The sequence below is a fragment of the Cellulosilyticum sp. WCF-2 genome, assembly GCF_003990395.1.
In the GTDB taxonomy this organism is placed as follows: Bacteria; Bacillota; Clostridia; order Lachnospirales; family Cellulosilyticaceae; genus Cellulosilyticum; species Cellulosilyticum lentocellum.
Genome location: NZ_CP034675.1, coordinates 4,235,469 through 4,260,282 on the forward strand (window position 1 = coordinate 4,235,469; position 24,814 = coordinate 4,260,282).

Sequence of the window (24,814 nt, forward strand, 5' to 3'; positions counted from 1 at the left end):
TGCACACATCCCTTCTTGTTTAAATCATAAACCTTGCTATATACATTATAAGCCTTTTAAATCATTTGTTTGTATGCTATTCGTTACTTTACTGTAAGGTTTAACTATTAGATAAATCACCATGAGTATTACCGCAATAGCCACTACTGTACCTAAACCAAATGCGCCTGTGGTGATGAGCTGACCAATTTGGAAAATACATAATGATGCCAGATAAGCAAGGCCAGTTTGATAACCTATTGCAAACCAGAACCACTTTTTATTATTCATTTCTCGTTTGATGGCTCCCATAGCCGCAAAACAAGGTGCACAAAGTAAATTAAACACTAAGAAAGAATAAGCTGCAAGTGCTGGCATTTGGCCTGCAAGGGTGCTCCAAATTTCTGTTCCATCTTCTGCTACTTCTGAGAAACCATATAATACTCCGAAGGTACCTACTACATTTTCTTTGGCTACTAAACCTGTAAGTGCTGCTACTGATGACTTCCAGTCTCCCCAACCTAAAGGAGCAAAAATAGGGGCTAATAGCTTGCCGAAATCTGCTAAAAAGCCATCTTGCAAATCTTCTACCATGATTAGTTTACCATCTACCAATCCAAAGTTAGAAGTAAACCATACAATGACTGTCGATAATAAAATAATAGTTCCTGCTTTTTTAATAAAGGACCAACCACGTTCCCACATACTTCTTAAGATATTACCGACTGTTGGCCAGTGATATGCTGGAAGTTCCATAACAAAAGGAGCTGGGTCCCCTGCAAACATTTTTGTTTTCTTTAAAATAATACCCGAAATAACAATAGCTGCTATGCCTACAAAATAAGCACTTGGTGCCACCCACCATGCGCCATTAAATAACGCACCTGCTATAAGTGCAATAATAGGAAGCTTTGCACCACATGGAATAAAAGTCGTTGTCATGATTGTCATTTTTCTATCACGATCATTTTCAATGGTACGTGATGCCATGATTCCTGGTACACCACAGCCGCTACCTATTAACATAGGAATAAAGGATTTACCTGATAAACCGAACTTTCTAAAGATCCTATCCATAATAAAAGCGACTCTTGCCATATAACCACAAGCCTCAAGGAAGGCAAGGAATATAAATAAAATAAGCATTTGTGGTACGAAGCCTAAAACAGCACCTACACCACCAACTATACCATCTAAGACTAATCCTTTTAACCAGTCTGCACAGCCTATAGCATTTAAGCCGGCTTCAATAATAACTGGAATACCTGGGATAGTCATACCAAAAAGCTGCCATCCTTCACCAAATACACCATCATTGGCCCAATCAGTGGCTATAGTTCCCACTGTGGTTACAGAAATATAGTAAACGATAAACATAACTACTGCAAAGATAGGAAGTGCTAGAAATCTATTGGTTACAATGCGGTCAATGCGATCTGATACACTCAGTTGATCTCTATTCTTTTTAACGTAGCACTTACTAATCATAGAGGTAATATAGAGGTATCTTTCATTGGTAATAATACTTTCTGTATCATCATCCATTGACTCTTCTAGCCCATTAATCTCTACAGATACATCTGGTACTTTATTCATTAAACTATTTATTTTTTCATCGCGTTCTAAAAGTTTAATAGCAAAAAATCGTCTTTGATTTTCTTTTACATCATCTGCTATTTTACTTTCAATATGGGTAAGTACATTTTCTACCTCCGCAGAAAATTCATGGACTCTTTGAACTGCTTTTTTACCTTTTGCTAGCTGAACTGCTTTTTCAGCAGCTTCACTAATCCCCTTACCCTTTAAAGCCGAAATCTCTACAACTGGACATCCTAATTTTTGACTAAGCTTATCTATATGTATGAGATCGCCATTTTTACTGACTATATCCATCATATTGACAGCCATAACTACCGGTATACCAAGTTCAATAAGTTGGGTAGAAAGGTATAAATTTCTTTCTAAATTTGTTCCATCTACAATGTTTAAAATTACATCTGGCGTTTCATTAATGAGGTAATTTCTAGCTACCACCTCTTCTAAAGTATATGGCGATAAAGAATATATACCTGGTAAGTCAATGATAATGACATCTTCATGCCCTTTAAGCTTACCTTCCTTTTTTTCTACTGTTACGCCAGGCCAGTTTCCTACAAATTGGTTTGAGCCGGTTAAAGCATTGAACAATGTTGTTTTACCACAGTTTGGATTACCGGCAAGTGCTATTTTAATTGACATTTGATTACTCCCTTCTACCTCTGCTATCTTTATTCAACTTCTATCATTTCAGCATCTGCTTTTCTAAGAGACAGTTCATAGCCCCTAACTGTTACTTCAATAGGATCACCTAGAGGTGCTACTTTTCTCACATAAACCTCTGTTCCTTTAGTAAGTCCCATATCCATCAAACGTCTTTTGACAGCTCCCATACCATGAAGCTTAACTACCTTAATGGTTTCACCACATTTCATTTCTTTTAGCGTTTTCATAGTACGTCCTTTCTATATTAAAATTTTACTAGCCATTTCTTTATTAAGAGCTACTCTTGATTCTTTAATATTGACAATCACATTGCCATCTAATTTGGAGATTACTGTTACCTTACCTCCCATAACAAAGCCTAAACTTTCTAAAAATCTCCTTACTTCTTCTTTACCGCCAACTTTCTTAATCAAGTTGCTTTCTCCGATACCTGCCATTGTTAAAGGCATATCATCACCCTCTTTATTTTGATAAAAATTATATCTTGATAATAATTTTCATTTTTCTTAAATTTAGTATATTCTAGTTGAGATTTATTGTCAATATCTAATTGATACCTATTATCAAAACTTGACTATTTGAACTATGCTTAATTTATTAATTATTTCCTCATTATTAACCTGACAACCTATTTTAGAGAATCAAAAGTGAGTGTGTTATCTAGTTAAACACACTCTCCTTTTTGTTTAGAACCTATTCGCAGTAATTCCTCGCTTACAATTATCATTTTCCCTTATAACTTAATACTTCTTTTCTCTTTTAAATCTGGTCACTATTCATTTTCTTTTTAAAAATGATGATCGCAACAGCCATAATAACGACTGCATAACCAATCACCCACCACAGATGGGGCATGATCTCACTATAGTTACCTGTTAGAGCGGCTCTTCCCGCCTCTACAGCATGAGCAAAAGGCATGGCATAAGCAACTGTTTTAAACCAACCGCCTACCAAGCTTAAATCAAACCAAGTTCCACTAAGCCAAGCACTTAAGTTGGTTAAGAGTGCCCCACATACAGCACCCACCTGTTTATCATTAAATAAAGTACCTGCTAAAAGGCCAAATCCTATAAATAAAACAGATGTTGGTAACATAACAAGGAGTGCTAAAACGACATTCATACTAATCTCCAACCCCAGAAAAAATGCAGCTATAAAGCAAATTAAGCTTTGCATAATCGCAATAGGTAATAGCGGCAAAGTATAGCCAAGAATATAATCAGATGCTGTAAGTGGAGTAGTAAAAAGTCTCATTAAAAAAGACGTCCCTCTATCTTTGGCAATAAGCATACCCGAAAAAAGTGAGATAAAAGAAAGACCAAATACAGCAATGCCTGGAATAAGCTTATGAATTACAAATAAATCTACTGGAATGTTAGCTTGAATGGCTGATAAAAGAAACAACAACACAAGTGGAAAGCCAAGTCCAAACATCAAATTTAAACGATCTCTTAAAATTTCTTTTCTATTTCGTGATGTAAAAGCAAATACTCTCATTGTTTCCCCCCCTCTATAGTTGCAATGGATACAAAGGCTTCTTCCAAACTCTTTGTATGTGTTTGTTCCTTTAAAGTCTCCACTGTTCCTATGGCTTTCATTTTTCCATTTGCCATAATGCCTACACGATCTGAGAGTGCTTCTACCTCTTCCATATAATGAGTGGTTAAAATAATCGTAATTTTCCCCTTTAGATGTTGAATGACACTCCAAAGTTCTCTTCTTGATAAAACATCTAACCCCAATGTAGGCTCATCTAAAAATAATATTTTCGGTTCTGAAATAAGTGCCATGGCAATACTCAGTCTTCTTTGAATGCCTCCAGATAAAGTCTTCGCTTTATCATTTGTCACTTCCTCTAATCTAAAAATGCGTAGCATCTCATCAACTTTTTGGGTACTCTCTATTTTGTTGCATCCATAGATTTTTGCCATAAGCTCTAAATTTTCTTTGACTGATAAATTAGGTGCCACTGCTGTTTCCTGTGGTGAAACATTGATTTTCTCTTTTACCGCATACTGACTTTTAACAATGCTATCACCAAGTAATGTAGCATCTCCTTCTGTAGGCTTTATAAGACAAGAAAGCATTTTGATAGTGGTTGTTTTCCCCGCGCCATTCACCCCTAATAAAGTAAAAAGTTCTCCTTGATTCACTGATAAATTTAGTCCATCAACAGCTGTTTTCTTCCCATATTTCTTAGTCAAACTCTTTGTTTGAATCGCAATCATTATAATCCCTCCCTAAGCTTCTTATTGCGCTAATGGTAATGTCACCTTAATTTCAAGTAAATCTCCTTTTATTTCAGCAGTAACGTTCCCCTTCATTTGCTCTGCTAATAATTTGACTATAGATAAGCCAAGCCCTCCCATACGGCTTCTGGCCTCATCCCCAGAATAAAATCTTTCAAATAATCTCTGGATATCTATTTTTTCCGGTTCCCTAACGGGATTGATGAAACGAAGTATTCCTTCTTTATTACTTAAAACCTCTACTTTTATAGTTCCTTCTGAATGCTCTACACTATTGCGAATAAGATTTTGCACAATTCTAGTTACCATTTCTTCATCTGCTTCTACATAAACAGGTGCTGTTTCCTCAAACTCAAGAGGCTTATTCGCTTCTTCAAAACTTGTGATAGAGGCAATTAAACAATCGGTTACTAGCCCTGTTAAATTGATATGCTTTAATTTTATTTCTGGCTGTGTATTTAAAAGATAAGCATATTCGAAAAAGTGATCTATCAAACCTTTTAGTTCTTCACTATGTTTTCTGGCAACTGCTAACCTTTTTCTTTGTTCTTCGCTGAGTTCTCCTTTTTCAAGAAGCTGCTGATAGCCTTGAATGGCCGTAAGAGGTGTTCTTAGATCATGAGAAATATTAGCAATCATTTCTTTAAATTGCTTTTCTTCTTGCATGCTTTTTAAACGTAAGTTTTCTTCTGCCTTTAGGCACTTATTAATGCAAATCACCAATTGATTTAAGTTTTTACTGACTAGCTGCACGCTTATATTTTGACGTGTATGCGCCTTTAGTCTTCTTTCTAGCTGCTCACTCATACTTCTAATCTGCATTTCTATTACTCCAATATAACCTAGCAGCAAGATGATGATTGTTATTAATATTCCTACCAAATAAGCCATATGTTCCTCCATCCTTTTCCCAAGCTTCCTTACTTAACCTCAACTCTTTTAAAAATTTTACAGCTTATGACACCCATAATAAAAATAAATATCAAATTAACTATGATAGCTTTTATTAACACCGCAATATTCGTCTCCAAGCCTAAAATCATATAAATTCTAGAATAAGGTGTGTAACCCAGTAAAATTGAAAAAATAGGCAGTTCTCCTAATAGGCCCACAACAATATCTATTAATCCACATCCTGCAAAACCTCCAATCATAACAAATATCTGCTTTTTAATAATCAAAGCAAACGGAATACATATACTTAATCTCGCTACATATACCACTACAGTTGCTATATAAATAATGACTAATTTTCCTATTTGTACACCACTTATTGCTTGCCCATTAGCATCTGCTAGGCATTTGAGAAAAGTAGACACAACAATCTTGTCCGGCAAAGATACACCTATTAGCATTGCTACTAAAGTAGTCAATAAGTAGGGTAATAATAAAATGGCTATCATGAGTCCAAAAGTAATGAATTTACTTCTCACAATCGTACTTCTTCCTACTCCCGCCGAAATCACATGATGCATGCTTTTATCCTCGAAATCTTGACATATAACTACTCCTGCCATCAATGAACCAAAAAGGGAAATCATCATGATTTCTGTTAATCCCGAAAGATCTCCACTTATTGCTTCACTTATAAAACCCTTGGAAATCCCATAGCTCATTATAGTTAAGGAAACTGCACTTATCATGCAAGAGAGTATACTTACTTTAACTGCTATTAATTTACGAAGCTTAAATAAATCCGCTGCAATTAAATTAAACACCTTGTTCCCCCCTTATAACAGATAAAAAGTAACTTTCTAATGTATCTCCACTTAAAGCAAAATGAGTAGGTAAGATGTTATTTTCAAAAAGGATCTTTATCACCTTTTCTCTTTGATCTAAATAATCATAAAGCTTAACACTTCTATCAGGCATTACTTTGAATCTTGTAGTTCCTAGCTTCATTTCTAATACCGCTACTAGAGCTTCTACTTTCTCACACTTAATGAGTAAATGGTGCTGGCATTCTTCCTCTAGGTTCTCCTGCGTTAGTATTTTTTTAATTTCTCCTTGATCTATAATAATGTAGTCTGTACAGGTCTGATAAAGCTCCGGTAAATTGTGGCTTGAGATAAGAACGGCTACATGCCTTTCCTCACTGATTTTTTTAATCAACCCACGTACTTCTACAATGCCTACTGGATCTAGACCATTAATAGGTTCATCTAATAGGAGTAGTTCAGGATTCCCTAATAAACTGATAGCAATACCAAGCCTTTGCTTCATTCCAAGTGAAAAATTTTTAACTTTCTTTTTATGAGACTCTTTAAGCCCCACCATTTCAAGAAGTTCTTCTTCTAATTCACTTCCTGGAATTCCCCTCATGATTCGATAATATCTTAAATTATCTCTGGCTGTCATATTACCATTTAAGCCTGACTCTTCTATTAAAATACCTATGCGCTTTAATTCTTCTTGCCTTTGCCGTTCTTCTTGGTGTCCAAATAGTTCGATAGCGCCATAAGTCTGAATACTTAATCCTGCAATAAGCCTCATTAAAGTTGTTTTTCCCGCCCCATTTTGACCAATTAGTCCATAGATTTTCCCTGACTCTAAAGATAAATCTACATTATTTAAGGCAATAAAGTTGTTGTAACGTTTAGTAAGTCCATATGTTTTCAATATATATTCTCTCATGGCAATTCCTTTCTGTTAGGCTATAAAAACAGTAGCTACTCTTTTATAGTTTTAGTTTAAACTGAAAAGGTTTAGAAAAGGTTAAGAAAAATAAGAAAGAGGTAAAGAAAAAGTTAATTCTTCTTTACCCTCTATAAAGTCTATAGCCCAGACCCCATACGGTCTCTATATATTCTGCTTCTGCATTTACTTTCTTTAGTTTGCTTCTTAAATTACTCATATGGGTTTTGACTGCATTATCATCCCCTAGATACTCTTCATTCCAAACAGCTTCGTAAATATTGGCTTTAGAAAATACCTTATTAGGATTATTAAGTAATAACTCTAACATTGAATACTCTTTAGCTGTTAATTCTACTTCTTGCCCATTTACAGTTACTCTTTTATCTTCTTTCTCTACGATTAAATCTTTATAAGACAGTACTTCTGCTTCTTTCATCTGCTTATGTGCTCTCCTTAACTGTACCGCAACTCTAGCTGCTACTTCACCTAAATCAAATGGCTTGGTAATATAGTCATCTGCCCCTAATTTAAGTAAATCAATTTTAGTCCCTACCATATCTTTAGCTGATAAGATAATAACCGGCACATCTCCCCAGGTACGAATTTCCTTTAAAATCTCATCACCACTTTTATAAGGAAGCATAATATCTAATAGAATCAAGTTAAATTCACCACTTTTAGCTAATTTCGTTCCCTCTAACCCATCAAAAGCTGAAATCACCTCATATCCCTCGCTTATTAGCGTTTCTTTTAATAATAAATTGACATCTTTATTATCTTCTATAATTAATATTTTTTCCATATAGCTCTCCAACCTCATGATAGTTATTGATTTCTTATCAAACTAAATTAATTAACTATTAATAGTATTCTATCATATATTGTCCCAAAATAAAAAGGAGTAAAGGTGGACTTATATCCATCCCTATCCCCCAAAAATGATTGTAATAAAAGATCCTCCTCATTTCTTGACCTAAATAGACAAATCTATAAGCTACTAACTGATTAAATCTTTTGTCTTCTGGTAATACTTACCCTAAAAAAGGAGTTTAACACTTTATGAGAATTCCAAAACATGTTGCCATAATTCCTGATGGTAATAGACGCTGGGCTAATGAGTCTGGTCTTGAAAAGCACCAAGGCTATGAGCATGGGTTAAATCCAGGGGTAGAGGCCCTTCGCCTTGCTAAAACTTACGGTATTGAAGAACTTACCTATTATGGTTTTACTACTGATAATTGTAAAAGGCCACCTGTTCAGGTTAAAGCCTTTGTTGATGCCTGCATAGATGCCATTAATCTTATTAAAAATGAAGATGTTCGCTTATTAGTTGTTGGCAATACCCAGTCTCCTATGTTTCCTAGTGAGCTACTTCCTTATACCAAAGAGCGTGTTGCTTTTGGCACCGGAACCACTAAAGTTAACTTTCTTGTTAATTACGGTTGGGAATGGGACCTTGGACATATGCATACAGATACTACTAATCGTCATACCATTATGGACTGCCTTTGCTCTAAAGATATCTCTAGAATTGACCTTATTATCCGTTGGGGTGGAAGAAATCGCTTATCAGGTTTACTTCCTGTTCAATCGGTTTATGCTGATTTTTATACCTTAGATGAAATGTGGCCTGAGTTTTCTAAAGACCAATTTTCCCGGGCAATAGAATGGTACAATAAACAAGATGTAACCCTTGGTGGCTAAAAGGGTTACATCTATAAACGCTTCTAATATAAAATAATTCTACAATTTATTATATCACTTGTTTTTCTGCCCATTTGCCGCTAAAGAATCTTGTGGAGAATATAATGCCTCTAATAGTCCAATCAGCAAACATACCAATCCATACTGCTATTGGCCCAAAGCCCCATACCTTACATAAATAGACACATAGTGCCACACGGCATAACCACATGGTTAGAGTAGATACAATCATTGAAAACTTCACATCTCCTGCTGCTCTCATACCATAAGCAGGAATAAAAGATAATACCCATACAAAAGGTTTAACAATTGTTATAGCAATCATCATTTCAAAACAAAGCTTTGCGCTTTCTGCTTCCATACCTGCTAGATAGGTAATAGGCTTTGTAATGGCCATGGCAAACAAGCAAGATAAAATAATAGCCACTTCGGCATAGCCTGTCAACTTTACTATGTAATATTTTGCTTCTTCTTTTCTTCCTGCGCCCATACACTGGCCAACTATAGTCATTAACCCAATACCTATACCAATTGCAGCTATTCCATTAACTGTTTCTAAAATATTGGTCATTGCTTGTGCTGCAATAGCAGCTGTACCTAGTGTAGACACGGTAGATTGAATAGCTAATTTACCAAATTGAAACATACCATTTTCAATGCCCGCGGGCACACCAACAGATAAAATCATACCGATCAGTGGAAAATCAGGTCTTATTTTTAAATACTCATTAAGTACAATAGGTTGCTTAGGTTTTCCTAGAAAATAAAATACGACCATACAACAAAATATCCTTGAAATCAGTGTAGATAGTGCAGCTCCCGCAACTCCCATATGGAAGCCAAATATTAAAATGATATTGCCTATAATATTAAGTAGATTTGAAACAACAGCTATTTTCATAGGAAATTTAGAGTTACCTCCGGCTCTATAAAAAGCAGAACCTGCATTAAACAAAGCTATAAACGGATATGATAATACTGTAATCAAAAAATAGACCTTAGCATCTGCCATAACCTCAGACTCGACTTGTCCAAAAATAAAACTAAGAAGCCAGCTTCGACAACTAATTAAAAGAATGGTTAATGTAACCGAAATAACCACCATTGTTAACACAACTTGCCTCGCTGCCTTATTAGTTCTCCTTTCATCTCCTCTACCTAGAAACTGTGAACAAATAATGGTAGCACCAGTTGCCATAGCTGAAAAGACTTGAATCACTAAAACATTAATAGAATCCACCAAAGAAACTGCCGATATAGCGGAACTCCCTACATTACTAACCATCATGGTATCAGCCATACCCATAAAAGAGTTTAAAAGCTGTTCTATAATAATAGGGAATAATAATACCCATAATGCCTTGTTACTAAATAGCTTATTATCGCTATCAATCTTTGAACTATCGTATAATCTGTTTTTTAATGCGCTAAACATCGAGATCCTTCTTCCGTCTTTTATTTATTGATTAATCTATATTTTTTATTAATTTTCATTCTAATATATCATACCTCCTAAGATAAGACAATTTATTTAAATTTTTTTAACTTTATACTCATTAATTGCTTTACTTTTTTCTCTCAATCAATTAATATTTCATCTTAGAATATTCTAACTTTAGTGTTTTATATATATAATAGCGGTATAGAAGTGAATATGAAAAAAAATCCTATGCCGATTATACACAGCATAGGATTTCTTGCTTTATTAGTCCTTTTTATTTGGCTATAAACGCCACACCTACTGCCCCTGGTCCTACATGTGTTCCCACTGTGCTTCCAATGCATACCGTGCGGTTATCATTAATATTATACTTTTCTTCAATCATTTCTTTCAGCGATTTAAGTGATGTTTCCGCCATAGAATGAGCAAACACTACGCAGTACTGAGTATCTATTTGATGTTCTTCTAAATAATGAGCAATAAACTTATACATTTTTTTCTGTCCACGTTCTTTTCCTAACACCTGAACAATACCGTCTTTTACTTGTACAATAGGCTTAATACCAAGTGCAGTTCCTACTACTGCACTTGCCGCTGAAATTCTACCGCCCTTTTGTAAATACTTAAGTGTATCTACAATAGCAATTAGCTTTACTTTATTTTTGAGTAGTTCTATCTCTTCTACAATCTCACTTGCACTTAATCCTTGATCTCTTAATTTAGAAGCTTCACCTACTAATAATGCTAAACCAAGTGTTACATTTTGAGAATCTATCAGATGAATTTTGTCTGTTTCTAGCATCTCTTTAGCAATCACTGCTGATTGATAAGTCCCGCTTAAATGAGAAGATAGTAAAATAGCAATGATTTCATCTCCTTGCTTTAAATACTCTTCAAATGCATTTATAAACGTATCTGGATTAATCTGAGTCGTCGTTGGTAATTCTTTTTCTGTTTCTAACTTCTGATAAAATGCTTCAACTGATAAATCAATACCATCTGTATAATGAGTTGTTCCAAATAAGACTTGTAATGGAATAACGGTAATGCCTAGTTTCTCCTGATCTGCTTTTGTTAAATCACATGTACTGTCTGTAATAATTCTAATCATCTGAATGCCCTTCCCTCATGAATTCTTTCTTAATTATTAATCTATCTATTTTTACTTATCTTTATTCGTTTTATATTTACTTTGACTTTCAAAGTTTTATTTATCATAACTTTTTTTAATATATTTGTCAACATAATACCATTTCCTGTAATTTATATTTTCAGCAGCAAATACTGTATTATACCAATATAATAATCCTGTGTTTTTTTCTCTTTTTGTCTAGTCATGAGATAAAGCTTGAAGTCCCTTTTTTCAATTGCTATCATAGTTACAAGGTAAATACTATGATAAGGAGAATGATTATGCTTATAAAAAATGGCCTTGTTTTTACTGATTCTTGCTTATTTGAAAAAAAGGATATACTCATTTCGAAGGATAAAATCTCTAGACTTGAAGAATCACGCTCATTTCATTCCTCACTATCTTCTGACTCATATGATGCTTCAGACTGTTATATCATTCCAGGCTTAACTGATATACACTTTCATGGTTGTATGGGATATGACTTTTGTGATGGCACAGATGAAGCGCTAGAAGCAATTACTACTTATGAATTAAGCCAAGGTATAACAACCATTTGTCCTGCCACTATGACCTTGCCAGAGGAAAGCCTACTTAAAATTTGCCAACATGCTGCTAACTATACACCAAAGACCCTCGGTGCAACCATATGCGGCATCAATCTAGAAGGTCCCTTCCTTTCTTATGCAAAAAAAGGAGCACAAAATCCATCTTACCTTCGTTGTCCAGATCAGGCTATGCTTTCTAGGTTATTAGAAGCCTCTAATCATTTAATTAAATTAGTAGCTATTGCCCCTGAAGAAGCCGGAGCCTATGAATGTATTAGTGCCTTTAAAAATCAAGTCTCTTTTTCTATTGCTCATACCACCGCTGACTATGCTACTTCACTAAAAGCTTTTGAAGCTGGTGCTAATCATGTGACACATCTTTATAATGCTATGCCAGCCTTTTCTCATCGTGCTCCTGGTGTAATAGGGGCAGCTTTTGACACACCTCATTGTATGGTTGAACTTATTTGCGATGGTATTCATATCCACCCTTCTGTAGTTCGTTCGACCTTCAAACTCTTTGGTGATGACCGTGTTATATTAATTAGCGACAGTATGATGGCCTGTGGTATGCCTAGTGGCACTTATAGCTTAGGTGGGCAAGCTGTCACAGTAACTAAAAATTTAGCTACCCTTAAAGATGGTGCCATTGCAGGTAGTGCAACTCATTTAATGGACTGTTTGCGGATTGCCATTAGCATAGGAATACCTATAGAAAGTGCTATTAAAGCAGCTACACTCAACCCAGCTCGTGCTATTGGTATTGAAAAAAACTATGGTAGTATCACTCCTGGTAAGATTGCTCATCTTGTTATACTCAAAAAAGATCTCTCCATTAAAGATATTTTCTTTAGTGGTATTCTTTTAAAGTAATAGTTCTTTCAAAACCTTCTTATTTCTTAATTGCTTATGTAAGCTATCTTAAGCAAATTATAGGCTTAGGCCCATTTGATGTCTATCAAAAAGACCTATGAAACTAGTTGAAATCTCTAGCTTCATAGGTCTTTTATTCGGTGGACTTTACAAGTATTAATGATGCAAAAGTCCCTTTTATTATAACCTTAAATTAAGTGGTATCTTTCAAGTAACTCCTCGATGATCGTTCCTTGGATTTTCTTTAAACTAGCTTTTTCTACAAGCCCTGCTAAAAATGGTAGCTTAATGTCTGTAAGTTTTTTTGCCATCCATCCTTTTTGAAGTAGAATCTAATAACACACGTACATCATAGCAAGAACCAAATACTCTGGAACACCCATAATTTATACATTCTAGGTGATCTGTCTAGATTTGATGGTCACTACGGTATTTTTCAAGGGATCTCGTAATATTGCCCTTCATCAAAATACTAAGCTGCTCAATAATATGCTCAGGATCTTCTTTCATACCACTACTAATCCATTCTAACATCAAGCCCACAAAACCAAACTTATAAAAATGTGCTATAGCCTGCTTATCTTCTTCACGCACTTTCATTCCTACTGCTTTTTCTTCTACTACGCCAATCAATAAGCCATAAGTGACATCATAAAGATAATGCTCTAATTGATCACGCCTTACAGAATGATAGGTATTCATAACTAATTCCTTATTCTCTAATACATACTCAAAGATTTGCAAAAAGCCTTGCTGCCAAGTATTATACGTTTTTTTGCCATCAAGTGCCTTAGCTGCATCTGTAGCAAAAATCCATTCTACTAAATCATATATATCTTGAAAATGGTAGTAGAAGGTCTGTCTATTCACTTCACAGTCTTCTACAATATCTATCACTGTAATTTTATCTAATGTTTTTTGAGTTAACAGCTTTTTAAGTGATGCTGCTAATGCCTTTTTTGTTGTTTGTGCCATTAACTGTCCCCCTTCAAATGCTCTATAAATTCTTCCCTTTATTTCTTTAAAATATCAAACTTATTATATCAAATCTCTCTATTAAAACCAACTTAATTGTACTTATAGCTTTCGTATAGGAAAGAACATATACCACTGATTTTCTTCAGGACATTTGAAATCATGTACCGCACCGGCAAGAGTAATACCTTTTTGTTTCAGATATGCTATGACTTCTTTAAAGGTATCGAGCCCTTCGCTTTTAACATAAATATACTCATATGAAGGAATAGTCCATTTTACCCAACCCTCTGGCGCTTCAGCTGTATCATTCACCTCAATCCCTGCGAGATATAATCCTTTTGTGAAATTATCTTCCCAAGGTTTAAAGGAGTGTGTCACATCTGACATAGCTCCCCAAACGCCAAGAATATGTCCATTTTCGTCTGTTTTGGCTAGGCCCCCTACTTCATTAAAATGAGTATTAGCATCATCCCATAGTCTTTCAACAAATGCATCTCCATCCATTGTAGAACCCTCTTTTCCTATTACAGAAAAAGATTCTTTTGTACATGTTTTAATCTCCATTTTATCCTCCTCTATATACAAGTCCACTATATTATTTAATAAATATAGACTTATGGCATTTTGATAATTGGAATCCAAATCTCACTCTTATAATCCTCGGCCATACAATCACCATTACTATAGCATTCTAATTCTGGTACTTCTGCATGCTCATAACCAGAGTTAGGAAGCCATTCTGAAAAAATTCTGCCCCATATATCTTGCATGGTATTAGGTAAAGGTCTTATAGGTCCAATGACTTCAAAAATAGCCCATGTAGAAGCTGGTATTGTCATTTCACACATCCCTTCTGGACATGGTTTATCGGTGATAACACCTATCCAGTAATCAAAACCATCATTATACATGTCCCCGCACATACCTACAACTTCTCCTGATACTGATAAACTTTTGAGCTTTTCCATTTTTTCTTTAGGAAATTCATCCCACATTTTAGGTATTTCTTTTAATTGACCATTATCAATAGTTGAAAACCATTTTTTAACCCCTACGACACGCATTGCTTCATTTTCTTGAATCTTATAATTCATAGCCGCCACTCCTTTAATGGATAATATAAAAGTAATGGGTGCATATGATTTTAGAAGTACACCATTTTCTCTAGCCTTTGAAGGAGTCACTAGGTGTAAAGCCTTAAACGCCCTTGTAAAAGCATCAGAAGATTGATAACCATACTTTAAAGCAATCTCTAATATACTTTGATCACTATTTTTAAGGTCAAAGGCTGCTAAAGTTAGTCTTCTTCTTCTAATGTACTCAGAAATAGAAACATCGGTAATAGACATAAACATTCGCTGCAAATACCACTGTGAACAGCCTGCTACTTTAGCTACTTCTGCGTAATCAATTTTCTCCCCCAGATTTTTTTCAATATACTGTATGGCTTCATTCATACTATCTAATAAATTCATATAACCATCACCTTTATTAAAGTATAGTACAACTTTCTTAATTCTTCCCGACATTCTATGTAATATGCTGTAGGATAGCACTTTAGCTTTCTTTTTTATGCATAAGTAAAATAACAATTCCTAGAAGTATTATCGAAAATAATACCGCCTTTAGTAAAAATAGTTTAGCTAAAATAGTTCCTATACAAGCTCCGATAATAAAGAATAAGATAATGCAAAAATACTGTAGACTTTTAACTAAATCTTTTTGATCCTTATTTTTTCTATAATAATAAAACAGCTCTGTGCCACTTCTTAAATTGCCTGTACACATAGTTGTTGCATAAGGACTCCCCTCTACTTTTCTAAAGCTTTCAACTTGCAGCGAACATACAAAAGCAATAATTGCATTAGCCACCATATTCTGAGTATCTGGAATAAAAGCTACTATGAATAGCGTTATGCCTTCGATAAGTACAATAATCTGTCTCCAATGTACGCTCTCTTTAGTTTTATACTTATTTTTTATAACTTCTGCAACAATAATTCCTATGATAAATGCAAGAATAGGAATCAAATAAGTAAGTGCCTTTTTGATATTTCCTTCTGAAAGTGTTATCCCTAACAACACAATATTTCCAGTCTGTGCATTAGCAAAAACACCTCCTCTAGTTAAATAAGTATACACATCTAAAAAACCTCCTACCATTGCAAGCAAAGAACCAACTAGTAAAGTTTCTGACATTTGTTTAGTCTGTTTCAATTGACATTTCCCCTTTATTTCTTAACACTACTACACTTATTCATCCTTAAAATTCGTAGATACAGCAAAATCCCAAGCCATCTTTATAGTAATCTCTGGATGTCTTAGGATTCATAAAAGTATTTAATATTTACTATACTGCTTCACGACCTTAGTAATACAATCTAAAAATGCTTCTTCACCTAAAGTATTGATTTTAAATAATACAGCTTGGCTACCTCCTGCTGTAATTGCAGATAAAAAGGAACTCTCATTATTCCCCACTAACGTAATATTAAGGCTTACACGATTTCCACCTAGCATACTATATCTTTCGTATACTCTAACAGCACACCGGATATCATTAAGCACATAATCACTACTACCTTCTTTGGTGGCAGACATGCTACCTCCCATTATCTTCTTTTCTAGTGCATCTAAAATTTTATTAAAATCACCCTGTAACTGACATTCTAATTTAGCCATAACCCCCACCTTATCTTGTCAAATATTTTGTGATATAAAACTATTAGCTTATTATTTTAAAAATTTGTCTTACCCACTCTTGCTCATAAGTTTATATTAAACATTTCAAAACTTCAATAAATATTTTTATAATCAATTAACTATTCTTTGTCTCATTGCAATTAGTACCGAAAAAACAATCATTAAAGTGCCCACTAACCAATAAACCACTACATAAGGAGAAGATGTCCCTGCTATTTCAAAAATTCCCTTTAGTAAGCTACCAACCGTTAATGTAGCAATACCTGAATTATATAGATTAAAGGGAAGTCTAGAAATTCCTTTCATTTGGGGTAAAATTAAAACAAGACCATATACACCGCTTCCTAAAATAAGTGGGAATAAAAACATATAGGTCATATAAACTGAATAGACGCCATGGCCAAAGTGATTATAGATTATGGCAAATATAATACAAAATAAAGAAGTGACCAACATCCCAATAAGCCCTTTTCTTACTCTTTCTTTTCCTTTAATAACCGATGTAGACAATGTCGCTCACCTCACGTTCTCCTAGTTTTCTGCCATCTGTAGGATTATTAATAACCTTACCATTAAACCAAAGCGTACTAGAACCTCCGCCATCTAAATTATAGGCCTCACTGCAGCCACTATCCTTCATTACTTCTGCCAGCTCATAGAGTGTTAAGCCTTTACTTTCATTTGTTCTACCATCCGATACAACAATAACATAATGAAGTGAATCTACCATACCAATGGCTGTTCTAGGATTGCTTCTTTTAGCTTGGTCTACTTCCTCATTTTGACTAACGGCTATAGTGCCATCTTCAATTAATCCTGGCCCAAAAGATAAGATTTGAACAGCGCCATTATCTAACAAACTTTCTGCTGTCTCATCACCTTCTGTCACTACTTTGCAGTTCCCATCTTCATAAACGACAAAAGCCTCATCAGTTGCTTCTCCATAATTGCTACGATACAACACTCCGTTACGTAAGACATATCCATAATCCCGAAAACCATAGTAATCACCATTAATAGCTAAAATCGCATTATTCTGCTCAGCCATTTCAGAGGTCTTTTCTTTAATATTTCTGCCATAAGCATTATCCGCTAAAGCTGTTTTTAAATATTTTACATTGCTTAATTGAATATCCACTATATATACTTTTGTCTCATCTATTTGCTTTTCATTAATGGTAATATTTATATTATCATCTTTATAAGAATAATCGGTCACTTCTGCTATCTCTTGAGTTGAATTATCATCAGATGTAATGGAGGTATCTTGTTGTGTTGCCTGCTCATCTCTATCATTATGAGTTTCTAAATTTCCACTCACTTGTTCCTGCCCCTCAGTATGAGGGTTATCTTTATCTTCTTGTAAATAAATGCCACTACCCTTAATATCAGCTATCTGTGTAGATTGGATAACAAATACTTTAAGCAAAACAAAACTAGTAAATCCTACGAGTAATATGCTATATGTAATAGCCCACCAATACGGTGGTTTTCTTTTTATGATATGTTTCATCTGCCTTCACCTATTTTTTCTGCTTTTTTAAAAATGATTTGTTTTTGTACTGTGCAGCTTATAATAAATAAAACTAATTCTACTACAATCTTAGCAACAAACTGATTAGTAATGCAGGTATGAACTAAAAGTGTTAAAAGGAAGGTATTTAATACTAAAATTCCCGCTGCAAGTGCTGCATACTGTAAGGCTGTTTTAAGCACGTTATTGTCACTTTTAAAAACAAACTTTCTATTGAGATTATAGTTTAAAATAGCACTCATTATTCTGGCTCCCACATTACTTATGCCAATACTCAGGTTAATGGGAAGACTATTTGTAAGCACAATTAGCAAGGCATATAAAATGTAATCTGCTAAGAATGCAATCAATGAAGAGCAGCTAAATTTTATGATTTCCTTATAAATTTGAAAGGAATCTTTAACTGGGTGAAAATGTGAACTTGAATTCTCATTCCTATAGATCGTTTCAATAGGCTTTTCATAGATTTCTTTTTGATCCTTTGCCCAATTCATAAGCATATTCATTTCATACTCATAACGATTGCCTGGAATCTTTAATAAGTAGTTAAGTGCTTTACCATCAAAAGCTCTAAGTCCTGTTTGAGTATCCTTAATTTTAATACCTGAAGATAATTGAAATATAAAAGAAGTTATCTTATTTCCAAATCTGCTTCTCACTGGCACTTGTTTATCAAAGCTTCTAATTCCTAGTACCAGTGCTTCGGGATGTTGTTTGGCAGCTTCTGCTATAGCTACTATATCTTTGACCCGATGCTGTCCATCTGAATCAGCAGTAACTATAATGGCTTCTTCATACCTTTTTAGTATATAAGAAAAAGCTGTTTTTAAAGCGCTTCCTTTCCCCTCATTGTCCTTATATCCAATAACATAAGCATCTAACCTCGCTTCTTCAAAAATAGGTGCATAGCGTGAACCGCTACCATCATCTACTATAATCACCTTAAACGGTGTCTGACTTCTAATTTCTTGAATCAGTGTAAGTAATTCATCACTAGGTTCGTATGCCGGAATAACTACAATAACTTGTTTTTGATTTGCCATAAAAACACCTTAACTTTCTTAAGTTAATTATTAAGCTTAAAAATAATCTACTGTAAGAAAGTGATAGTTAGTTGAAATCAATGTGTTTTTGGTATGAATATTCTAAACAATGTTATTTTCTATGTTGCTCTATCCAACCTATTGCAAAATCAACTAACTCTCTTTGTTTCATGAAACGTAACTGTGCATTTCCAAGGTCGACTTTGTTAACTGCCATTGTTTCTTCAAAAGCTTTTCCTATCTCTTCAAAATCTTCTCCATCTACATAAAGTGTTGAGTAAGTAACCCACTCTCTTTTGCCATTAACCATCATAGCACTACTATTTTCTTCCATGTGCTTTGATGGGTAGTTTGCCCTCACATCAGCTAAATGAAGCGAAGTATTTTTATCATATCCTGTTCCTAGTAAAAGAACATAACCATCTATTTCATACAATTTTGCTAATGGGGATGTCTCACCAAAAATATCACTTAAGTCATGTTGGCTTACAAGATACTTGGCATTTTTTCCATAAGCAGCTACTGAGCGTGCTGGATGGTCACTTCTTAAAGTACCTGGCCACTTACGAAACATTTCTGCTACAGCCCCCATGGTATTAGTTGGCGTAATATCTTTATCATACGCTGGCCAATGTTCCCTTATTAAAGGCCACCATTTTTCAGGTTCCTCCCAATGTACACCATAGGATGGGTCTAAATTTTTCCAGCTTTGAGTAGGCATCATAATGGTTCCTTCTTCTCCAACGCCCTCCAACAGTGCCTCTATAATTACCTCGGCACCTCCACATACATAACCAAAGCTGCTTAAAGAGGTATGTACCATAATACTCTGTCCTTTTTCGATACCTATACTTTGTAACCCTTCTAATAGATCTTGCTTTAAAATAATTGGTCTCTCATTCATCATGTAGCCCCTTCCTCCTTATTCATGTTCAAAAATTCTATACTTATTTAGTGTTAAGATGAATATACATCTAGAGTTTTACATCTACAATAGGTTAAACGTGTAACCCCATATGAAATTAATAATCTCATTTTGTTTATTTTTTTGACTGTGCAAATAGAAGTTTGTCTCAGTGCTTATGAGGAATGACATTTGGGAGAAAATGAGGGAGAGGGCTACCTTCCAGAGTTCCGGTTCAAATTTTTTGAGGCACTAGGCTCACTTATTTGGATGAACGCACGAAAACTCCCCATGGTCAGACACTCGTGCTAAAACCCATCCAAAACATTCGCCAAATGCCTCTAAAAAATTCTCCCAAGTCACTCTTCCAGGTAGCCCTCTCCCTCATTTTTATAAACGTTTTTGAACTCATAAACTTCGAGGACAGTAGCGCAGTGAGGAAAACAGAAAATTTTATTTTTTATTAGGGATTTGGATTTTTGAGCACATATATAGAAGTGTAAAAACAAAATAAATAACTTCCCACGGCAAATTACCACAGCTTCAACCTGAGGAACTGACCGGGTCAGCCAAGTCTCAATCTATTGTTATAGGTACCTCTGGACTTAAGGAAAATGTTCACTTGTGCGCTGCAAGGAAGGCGCCACTTATAAGTTGTTTTAAAGGTTTTTATACGTATCATTACCAAATAAAGTTTTAAACCAGAGTCTTAAAGCCTTAGTTTCCTATCATAAAGGTGCACTGGCTAAGACGATAAGAGCTCCTCACTCATTGGTTTGACTTTCATAGCTAGTCTAGTAGGCACTAAGCTACAATGCATACGTGCTGAGGAGCCATTTTGCGCCTTGTTTAAGGTCTATTAGTTAGTTATAAAAGTTAATTTCAAGAGTCTGGAACAAAAAATAGCGTCCCAAGTATATAGAATACTTAGGGCGCTATTTTTGCTGTCTCCAATTACTATAAATAAAATGAATCAGCTTTTCTTTTTTCTTGAAAACACTTCTGGAAAGTCCACGACCAATTTCTATTTCTACTTCTATTGATTCTCATATTGCTGGATAATACTTAGTAGTTGCTGAATCTGCTCTTCATCAGCACCTGCTGCCTCCGCTGCTGAAAGTTCTTCTTTTGCCATCTGAAGTTCCCCTTGATCATAATAAATGATGCCTAACATGTAATGTCCATCTGCTGGACTTAAGGCTATCAGCTGATTACAATACGGGATAGCTTCATCATACTTTCCTTGAATACCTTGAGCTCTAATAAGTGACCATAATGCTATTATTTGATTATCCTCATATCGTGAGTCCATATCTAGTATATCTTTTGCTATTTTTTCTACCTCATCCCATTTTTCCATGTCTTCTAGTTTGTCTAAGGTATTCATGTTACGAATGATTTTACTCTCGCTATTATTAAAGCCATAGGCTATACCCCCTACAGTCAGTACACTAAGTACTAGCACATATAATAGCTTATTAAAATACCAACGTTTTTTCTTAACATTTGAAAGTATGCCTATAGCTAAAAAACCACCTATAAGGCCGCCTAAATGAGCAAAATTATCTATTCCTGTACTTGAGAAACCATAAACTAGATTAATAAGAATAGTAGTAATAATACTACTTCCAAAGTAAACCTTAAATTGAAGTGGTCTTTCTAAACCAAAGTATAATAATATACCCATTAAACCAAATATTGCTCCAGATGCACCTACAGAAGGGCCTGGTACAAATAAAAAGCTACATAGATTTCCTAAAATCCCCGCAATGAGATAGCTTGTGATAAATCTACCTCGTCCATACAGGCGTTCTACTAAAGAACCTATGATATATAGGGAATAGCAGTTAACTAGTAGATGCATCAAACTACCATGTAAGAATATAGGTGTAATGAGTCGCCAATATTCTCCTTCTAAAATCAAATTGTTAACCTTAGCTCCAAATTGAATAATCAGCTGTCCATAACTTATGCCTGATGTTCTTTCATATAAAACCAACGCTAAATACACCAGAATATTAATCGTAATAAGCCCATAGGTAAGCATTGGCTTTTTAACTTGATAGGTGATTTGATAATCTTTCTTCTTGTCCAAAACTAAAGTTTCAATTGGTACTTGATCATAAGCTTCTGCTGAATCTTTCTCCACTACATGAGTGATTAATTTTAAAAGTCCTCTATCAGTACTAGGCCTATTAAATAGCTTTTTAACTTCTTTACTGCTTGTATCTACTACAAAGCTTTTAAAAGCCTTGGGTTCTGTTTCGTGATTCCTTTGGCTTTCCTCGATTAGTTTTAGCTTCTCTTCATCGATACCATTTGAAAAAACAAATAAACTATACGCAAAGATTCTGGTCTGTTCCCCCATACGTAATAACGTTCCGTCTTTTTGTTCTAGTCTCTCATTGATTATATCAATAGAACTATTATCTCCATCAATAATCTGTATATAAGTAATACACTGACTATCTTGCTTAAGGAGAACATTTACACTCGGATCAATGATCACCCTGCCTTCTTCATTTGGTACAAGAATATAATCTTGCTTAACTATTAATCTTTTTATGAGTTTCTCTATAAACGTTTGTTCCATGATTTCCTCTCTTTACTTATTCAATAATCACCATTTATTCCTATCTTCTTATTATATGATAAGTGTCTTTATTTACTATTCTATTATACACACTTTTCTTGTATTTTTAATGAACACTAATGACAACTCCTAACCTTTTGATTGGTTAATGATATGCTTAAATTTACCGCTCTTTGGATGTTGCTTAGGATATTCATCTGAAAGGATGCATGTTACTGTTTTTACACCATGAGTAGCTAAAAAGTCTTTTAACACTTGCACAGCTTTGTCAAATACTTCATTTATATTAACATTTTCTACTGGAATTAAGCGAAGTTCTATTTGATTACCTTCATGAATAACCAACTGAAAGCGCTGTATTCCATGAATTTCCTTTAAAGTAACATATAGTGCAAGTGGAGGTATTTTTATGATTTGTCCCTCTTCTACAAAAATAGCCACATCATCCATACGCCCCTCTAATGTAAGCCAGGGCATTGGATTACCACACTTGCATTTCTCATGGTGCATTCTAACACGGTCTGTTATCTCATAACGAATGAAAGGCTGTGTATAATTAAATAGATTCGTCATTAAAATTTTATCTGATAATACACCATCTTCTACAGGTTGATTATTCTTATCTACAGGTTCTACAATAACCCAATCTTCATTAATATGAAAATGCTGCTCTGTGCACTCACAAGCTATAGTCCCCCCTTCTGTACAAGAATAAGAAGTTTGAACATAACATTTAAAAACCTCACTTAATCGTTCTCTTAATGCATTAGACAAGTATTCTCCTCCTGTCATAATAAGCACCGGCTTAATATGTAATCGACCACTTAATTGTTCTTCTATTAATGATTCTAATACTGTAGGATATCCTCCAAGCATAGCGGGTTGAAATCTATTTAATTCTTCTACAATCTGTTTTACAGGTAGTAAGGCGCTAGTGACTGCTATTTGCTTCTTTTTCCAAGGCATAGACAAAAGTCTGGCACGAACAGAACTATTTCCTAAATAAAAACCTCCAGTCGCAAAAACTCCTATTGTCTTTCCTCTGCGACGAAAAAAAGCCTTTAAATCACTTTTTCTCGCAAAAGTTCTCCCTGCATTAATGGCTCCCATCATATTATTAGTTGTTCGATCACACAAGCTCACAAGGGGATTTCCTGTAGAACCACTTGTGGTAAATACTAAATATTCTCCTTGAAACTTACGACCGATGTTATCTAGGTTCTCCATAAATACACGAATATCCTCTAGCTTAACTTTTCTGTCTGTCAGCCACTCATCAAAATGTGCCATAAGCTCGCTCTTATTGACAGGTGGTAAATCTGATAGTGTATAGTCCTCTTCTAAGTCTTTATACAACTGATTATAATAGGGACTATGAGTTCTTGCATAATCTACCATCTCATGTAGTCTTTTATGACGTACTTGACTTTTTTCAGTCTCACTTAGTTTTTGATACTTAGCACATAATCTCATACCCTTTATCAAGCCTATTTTCTTCATCTACTATTCCTCCCCTACAATACCATATAGCATGCAATCTAAATATGCTTTCAGCTCCTTCTTAATTTCACCAGCCTTTGCAAAAAAGTCATCTGGTCGTTCCTTATATAACTCTAAATAGTGGTTCATTACTGCATTAACATACACTAAAAGTGCTGCTGTCACTTTAGGATTTTGTGGTTCTCGTAACTTCAACGTAGATACTGCTCTTGTCATGGTTTTAGCTGATTCTTCTTTTCCCTTTAGAATATAACGCATCAGTAGTTTACTTTTTTCCTCAAATACATCCTTACTCATTTCTCTAGCTGCCATATTCACCATTCTCATTTCCTCTGGAAAAACTAAACACTGGTTAAACTTATGGTCCATAGCCGAGAAAATAATCTCATAAAATGCTTCACCTTTAGTCTCTTTCTTTCTTGTCATAAGCCTCATAAGTGCTTGCTCTAAGCAAACTAAATACAAATCTTTCTTACTTTTGAAGTAGTGAAAAAGTAAGCCTTTTGAAATGCTACATTGCTTTGTTATTTGATCTGTACTGGCTTCTTTATAAGGTTTCTGTGAAAATTCTATTATTGCACTTTTTAATATGGCTTCTCTGCGTTGCTCACTTATTTTACTTAGTTGTTCCTCTTTCATCTTTAACCCCTATATCCATTTTTCTGTTTTATGTTTATTTTCTATTAATTATACTTCACATTGACTCATTAGTCAATTTAGTTCATTTAGTTCAT

General features: G+C 34.6%; 26 protein-coding genes. 2 read left to right on the plus strand and 24 right to left on the minus strand.

What is annotated here, in order from left to right; all coding sequences use genetic code 11:
• Positions 1-45: 45 nt before the first annotated feature.
• The 9 genes from feoB to EKH84_RS19240 form a co-directional block, all read right to left on the minus strand.
• Complete coding sequence (gene feoB, locus EKH84_RS19205; RefSeq protein WP_013658227.1) at positions 46-2,217, minus strand: ferrous iron transport protein B; 2,172 nt, start codon at positions 2,215-2,217, stop codon at positions 46-48.
• A 29-nt stretch (positions 2,218-2,246) separates the two neighbouring features.
• A complete protein-coding gene (locus EKH84_RS22245) occupies positions 2,247-2,468 on the minus strand; it encodes a FeoA family protein (protein WP_013658228.1) in 222 nt (73 codons plus the stop codon).
• A gap of 12 nt (positions 2,469-2,480) precedes the next feature.
• A complete protein-coding gene (locus EKH84_RS22250) occupies positions 2,481-2,690 on the minus strand; it encodes a FeoA family protein (RefSeq protein WP_013658229.1) in 210 nt (69 codons plus the stop codon).
• A 310-nt stretch (positions 2,691-3,000) separates the two neighbouring features.
• Positions 3,001-3,738: an ABC transporter permease gene (locus tag EKH84_RS19215; protein ID WP_013658230.1), complete on the minus strand. Its 738-nt coding sequence runs from the start codon at positions 3,736-3,738 to the stop codon at positions 3,001-3,003.
• Entirely contained in the window at positions 3,735-4,469 is a 735-nt protein-coding gene (locus EKH84_RS19220; protein ID WP_127067538.1) for an ABC transporter ATP-binding protein, read from the minus strand. The genes EKH84_RS19215 and EKH84_RS19220 overlap by 4 nt, the downstream gene beginning before the upstream one ends.
• Before the next feature lie 21 nt (positions 4,470-4,490).
• Positions 4,491-5,381 (minus strand): sensor histidine kinase, encoded by an 891-nt coding sequence (locus EKH84_RS19225; protein WP_127067539.1) that lies wholly within the window; start codon positions 5,379-5,381, stop codon positions 4,491-4,493.
• Positions 5,382-5,410: 29 nt separating this feature from the next.
• The gene (locus EKH84_RS19230; protein ID WP_127067540.1) at positions 5,411-6,208 is read right to left on the minus strand and encodes a hypothetical protein; all 798 of its coding nucleotides are present in this window, start codon (positions 6,206-6,208) and stop codon (positions 5,411-5,413) included.
• The gene (locus EKH84_RS19235; protein ID WP_330547561.1) at positions 6,201-7,109 is read right to left on the minus strand and encodes an ABC transporter ATP-binding protein; all 909 of its coding nucleotides are present in this window, start codon (positions 7,107-7,109) and stop codon (positions 6,201-6,203) included. The genes EKH84_RS19230 and EKH84_RS19235 overlap by 8 nt, the downstream gene beginning before the upstream one ends.
• Positions 7,110-7,248: 139 nt before the next feature.
• Positions 7,249-7,929 carry a response regulator transcription factor gene (locus EKH84_RS19240; RefSeq protein WP_013658235.1) on the minus strand — a complete coding sequence of 227 codons (681 nt, stop codon included), beginning with the start codon at positions 7,927-7,929 and terminating at the stop codon, positions 7,249-7,251.
• 257 nt (positions 7,930-8,186) lie between these two features.
• On the opposite strand from EKH84_RS19240, the gene uppS reads away from it, so the two are divergent.
• A complete protein-coding gene (uppS, locus tag EKH84_RS19245) occupies positions 8,187-8,831 on the plus strand; it encodes a polyprenyl diphosphate synthase (RefSeq protein WP_013658236.1) in 645 nt (214 codons plus the stop codon).
• Positions 8,832-8,880: 49 nt separating this feature from the next.
• Here the strand turns inward: uppS and EKH84_RS19250 are convergent, their stop codons facing one another.
• Positions 8,881-10,266 (minus strand): MATE family efflux transporter, encoded by a 1,386-nt coding sequence (locus tag EKH84_RS19250; RefSeq protein ID WP_013658237.1) that lies wholly within the window; start codon positions 10,264-10,266, stop codon positions 8,881-8,883.
• Between the two features lie 280 nt (positions 10,267-10,546).
• Entirely contained in the window at positions 10,547-11,383 is an 837-nt protein-coding gene (locus EKH84_RS19255) for a DegV family protein (protein ID WP_013658238.1), read from the minus strand.
• A gap of 302 nt (positions 11,384-11,685) precedes the next feature.
• Between EKH84_RS19255 and nagA the strand changes: the two genes are divergently transcribed.
• Positions 11,686-12,825 (plus strand): N-acetylglucosamine-6-phosphate deacetylase, encoded by a 1,140-nt coding sequence (gene nagA / locus EKH84_RS19260; protein ID WP_127067542.1) that lies wholly within the window; start codon positions 11,686-11,688, stop codon positions 12,823-12,825.
• 188 nt (positions 12,826-13,013) lie between these two features.
• Here the strand turns inward: nagA and EKH84_RS22670 are convergent, their stop codons facing one another.
• From EKH84_RS22670 to EKH84_RS19325, 13 genes are all read right to left on the minus strand, one after another.
• Entirely contained in the window at positions 13,014-13,136 is a 123-nt protein-coding gene (locus tag EKH84_RS22670) for a hypothetical protein (RefSeq protein ID WP_256372382.1), read from the minus strand.
• Between the two features lie 97 nt (positions 13,137-13,233).
• Positions 13,234-13,800: a TetR/AcrR family transcriptional regulator gene (locus EKH84_RS19270; protein ID WP_013658240.1), complete on the minus strand. Its 567-nt coding sequence runs from the start codon at positions 13,798-13,800 to the stop codon at positions 13,234-13,236.
• A gap of 102 nt (positions 13,801-13,902) precedes the next feature.
• Positions 13,903-14,367 (minus strand): GyrI-like domain-containing protein, encoded by a 465-nt coding sequence (locus EKH84_RS19275; RefSeq protein ID WP_127067543.1) that lies wholly within the window; start codon positions 14,365-14,367, stop codon positions 13,903-13,905.
• A gap of 50 nt (positions 14,368-14,417) precedes the next feature.
• A complete protein-coding gene (locus EKH84_RS19280; RefSeq protein ID WP_127067544.1) occupies positions 14,418-15,278 on the minus strand; it encodes an AraC family transcriptional regulator in 861 nt (286 codons plus the stop codon).
• 82 nt (positions 15,279-15,360) lie between these two features.
• Positions 15,361-16,020 carry a YoaK family protein gene (locus EKH84_RS19285; RefSeq protein WP_127067545.1) on the minus strand — a complete coding sequence of 220 codons (660 nt, stop codon included), beginning with the start codon at positions 16,018-16,020 and terminating at the stop codon, positions 15,361-15,363.
• 123 nt (positions 16,021-16,143) lie between these two features.
• On the minus strand, positions 16,144-16,485 hold the full coding sequence (locus EKH84_RS19290) for a DUF6054 family protein (protein WP_127067546.1): 342 nt from the start codon (positions 16,483-16,485) through the stop codon (positions 16,144-16,146).
• A gap of 132 nt (positions 16,486-16,617) precedes the next feature.
• Entirely contained in the window at positions 16,618-17,016 is a 399-nt protein-coding gene (locus tag EKH84_RS19295) for a hypothetical protein (RefSeq protein ID WP_127067547.1), read from the minus strand.
• On the minus strand, positions 16,997-18,019 hold the full coding sequence (locus EKH84_RS19300; RefSeq protein ID WP_127067548.1) for a phosphodiester glycosidase family protein: 1,023 nt from the start codon (positions 18,017-18,019) through the stop codon (positions 16,997-16,999). Before EKH84_RS19300 ends, EKH84_RS19295 begins: the two co-directional genes overlap by 20 nt.
• Positions 18,016-19,083 (minus strand): bifunctional glycosyltransferase family 2/GtrA family protein, encoded by a 1,068-nt coding sequence (locus tag EKH84_RS19305; protein WP_127067549.1) that lies wholly within the window; start codon positions 19,081-19,083, stop codon positions 18,016-18,018. The genes EKH84_RS19300 and EKH84_RS19305 overlap by 4 nt, the downstream gene beginning before the upstream one ends.
• A gap of 112 nt (positions 19,084-19,195) precedes the next feature.
• Positions 19,196-19,990: an aminoglycoside N(3)-acetyltransferase gene (locus EKH84_RS19310; protein WP_243118616.1), complete on the minus strand. Its 795-nt coding sequence runs from the start codon at positions 19,988-19,990 to the stop codon at positions 19,196-19,198.
• Positions 19,991-21,023: 1,033 nt separating this feature from the next.
• Positions 21,024-22,580 (minus strand): rhomboid family intramembrane serine protease, encoded by a 1,557-nt coding sequence (locus tag EKH84_RS19315; RefSeq protein ID WP_127067550.1) that lies wholly within the window; start codon positions 22,578-22,580, stop codon positions 21,024-21,026.
• A 129-nt stretch (positions 22,581-22,709) separates the two neighbouring features.
• Positions 22,710-24,080, minus strand: coding sequence for a phenylacetate--CoA ligase family protein (locus tag EKH84_RS19320; RefSeq protein WP_127067551.1), 1,371 nt, complete (start codon positions 24,078-24,080; stop codon positions 22,710-22,712).
• A 3-nt stretch (positions 24,081-24,083) separates the two neighbouring features.
• Positions 24,084-24,719 carry a TetR/AcrR family transcriptional regulator gene (locus tag EKH84_RS19325; RefSeq protein ID WP_127067552.1) on the minus strand — a complete coding sequence of 212 codons (636 nt, stop codon included), beginning with the start codon at positions 24,717-24,719 and terminating at the stop codon, positions 24,084-24,086.
• Between the last annotated feature and the right edge of the window lie 95 nt (positions 24,720-24,814).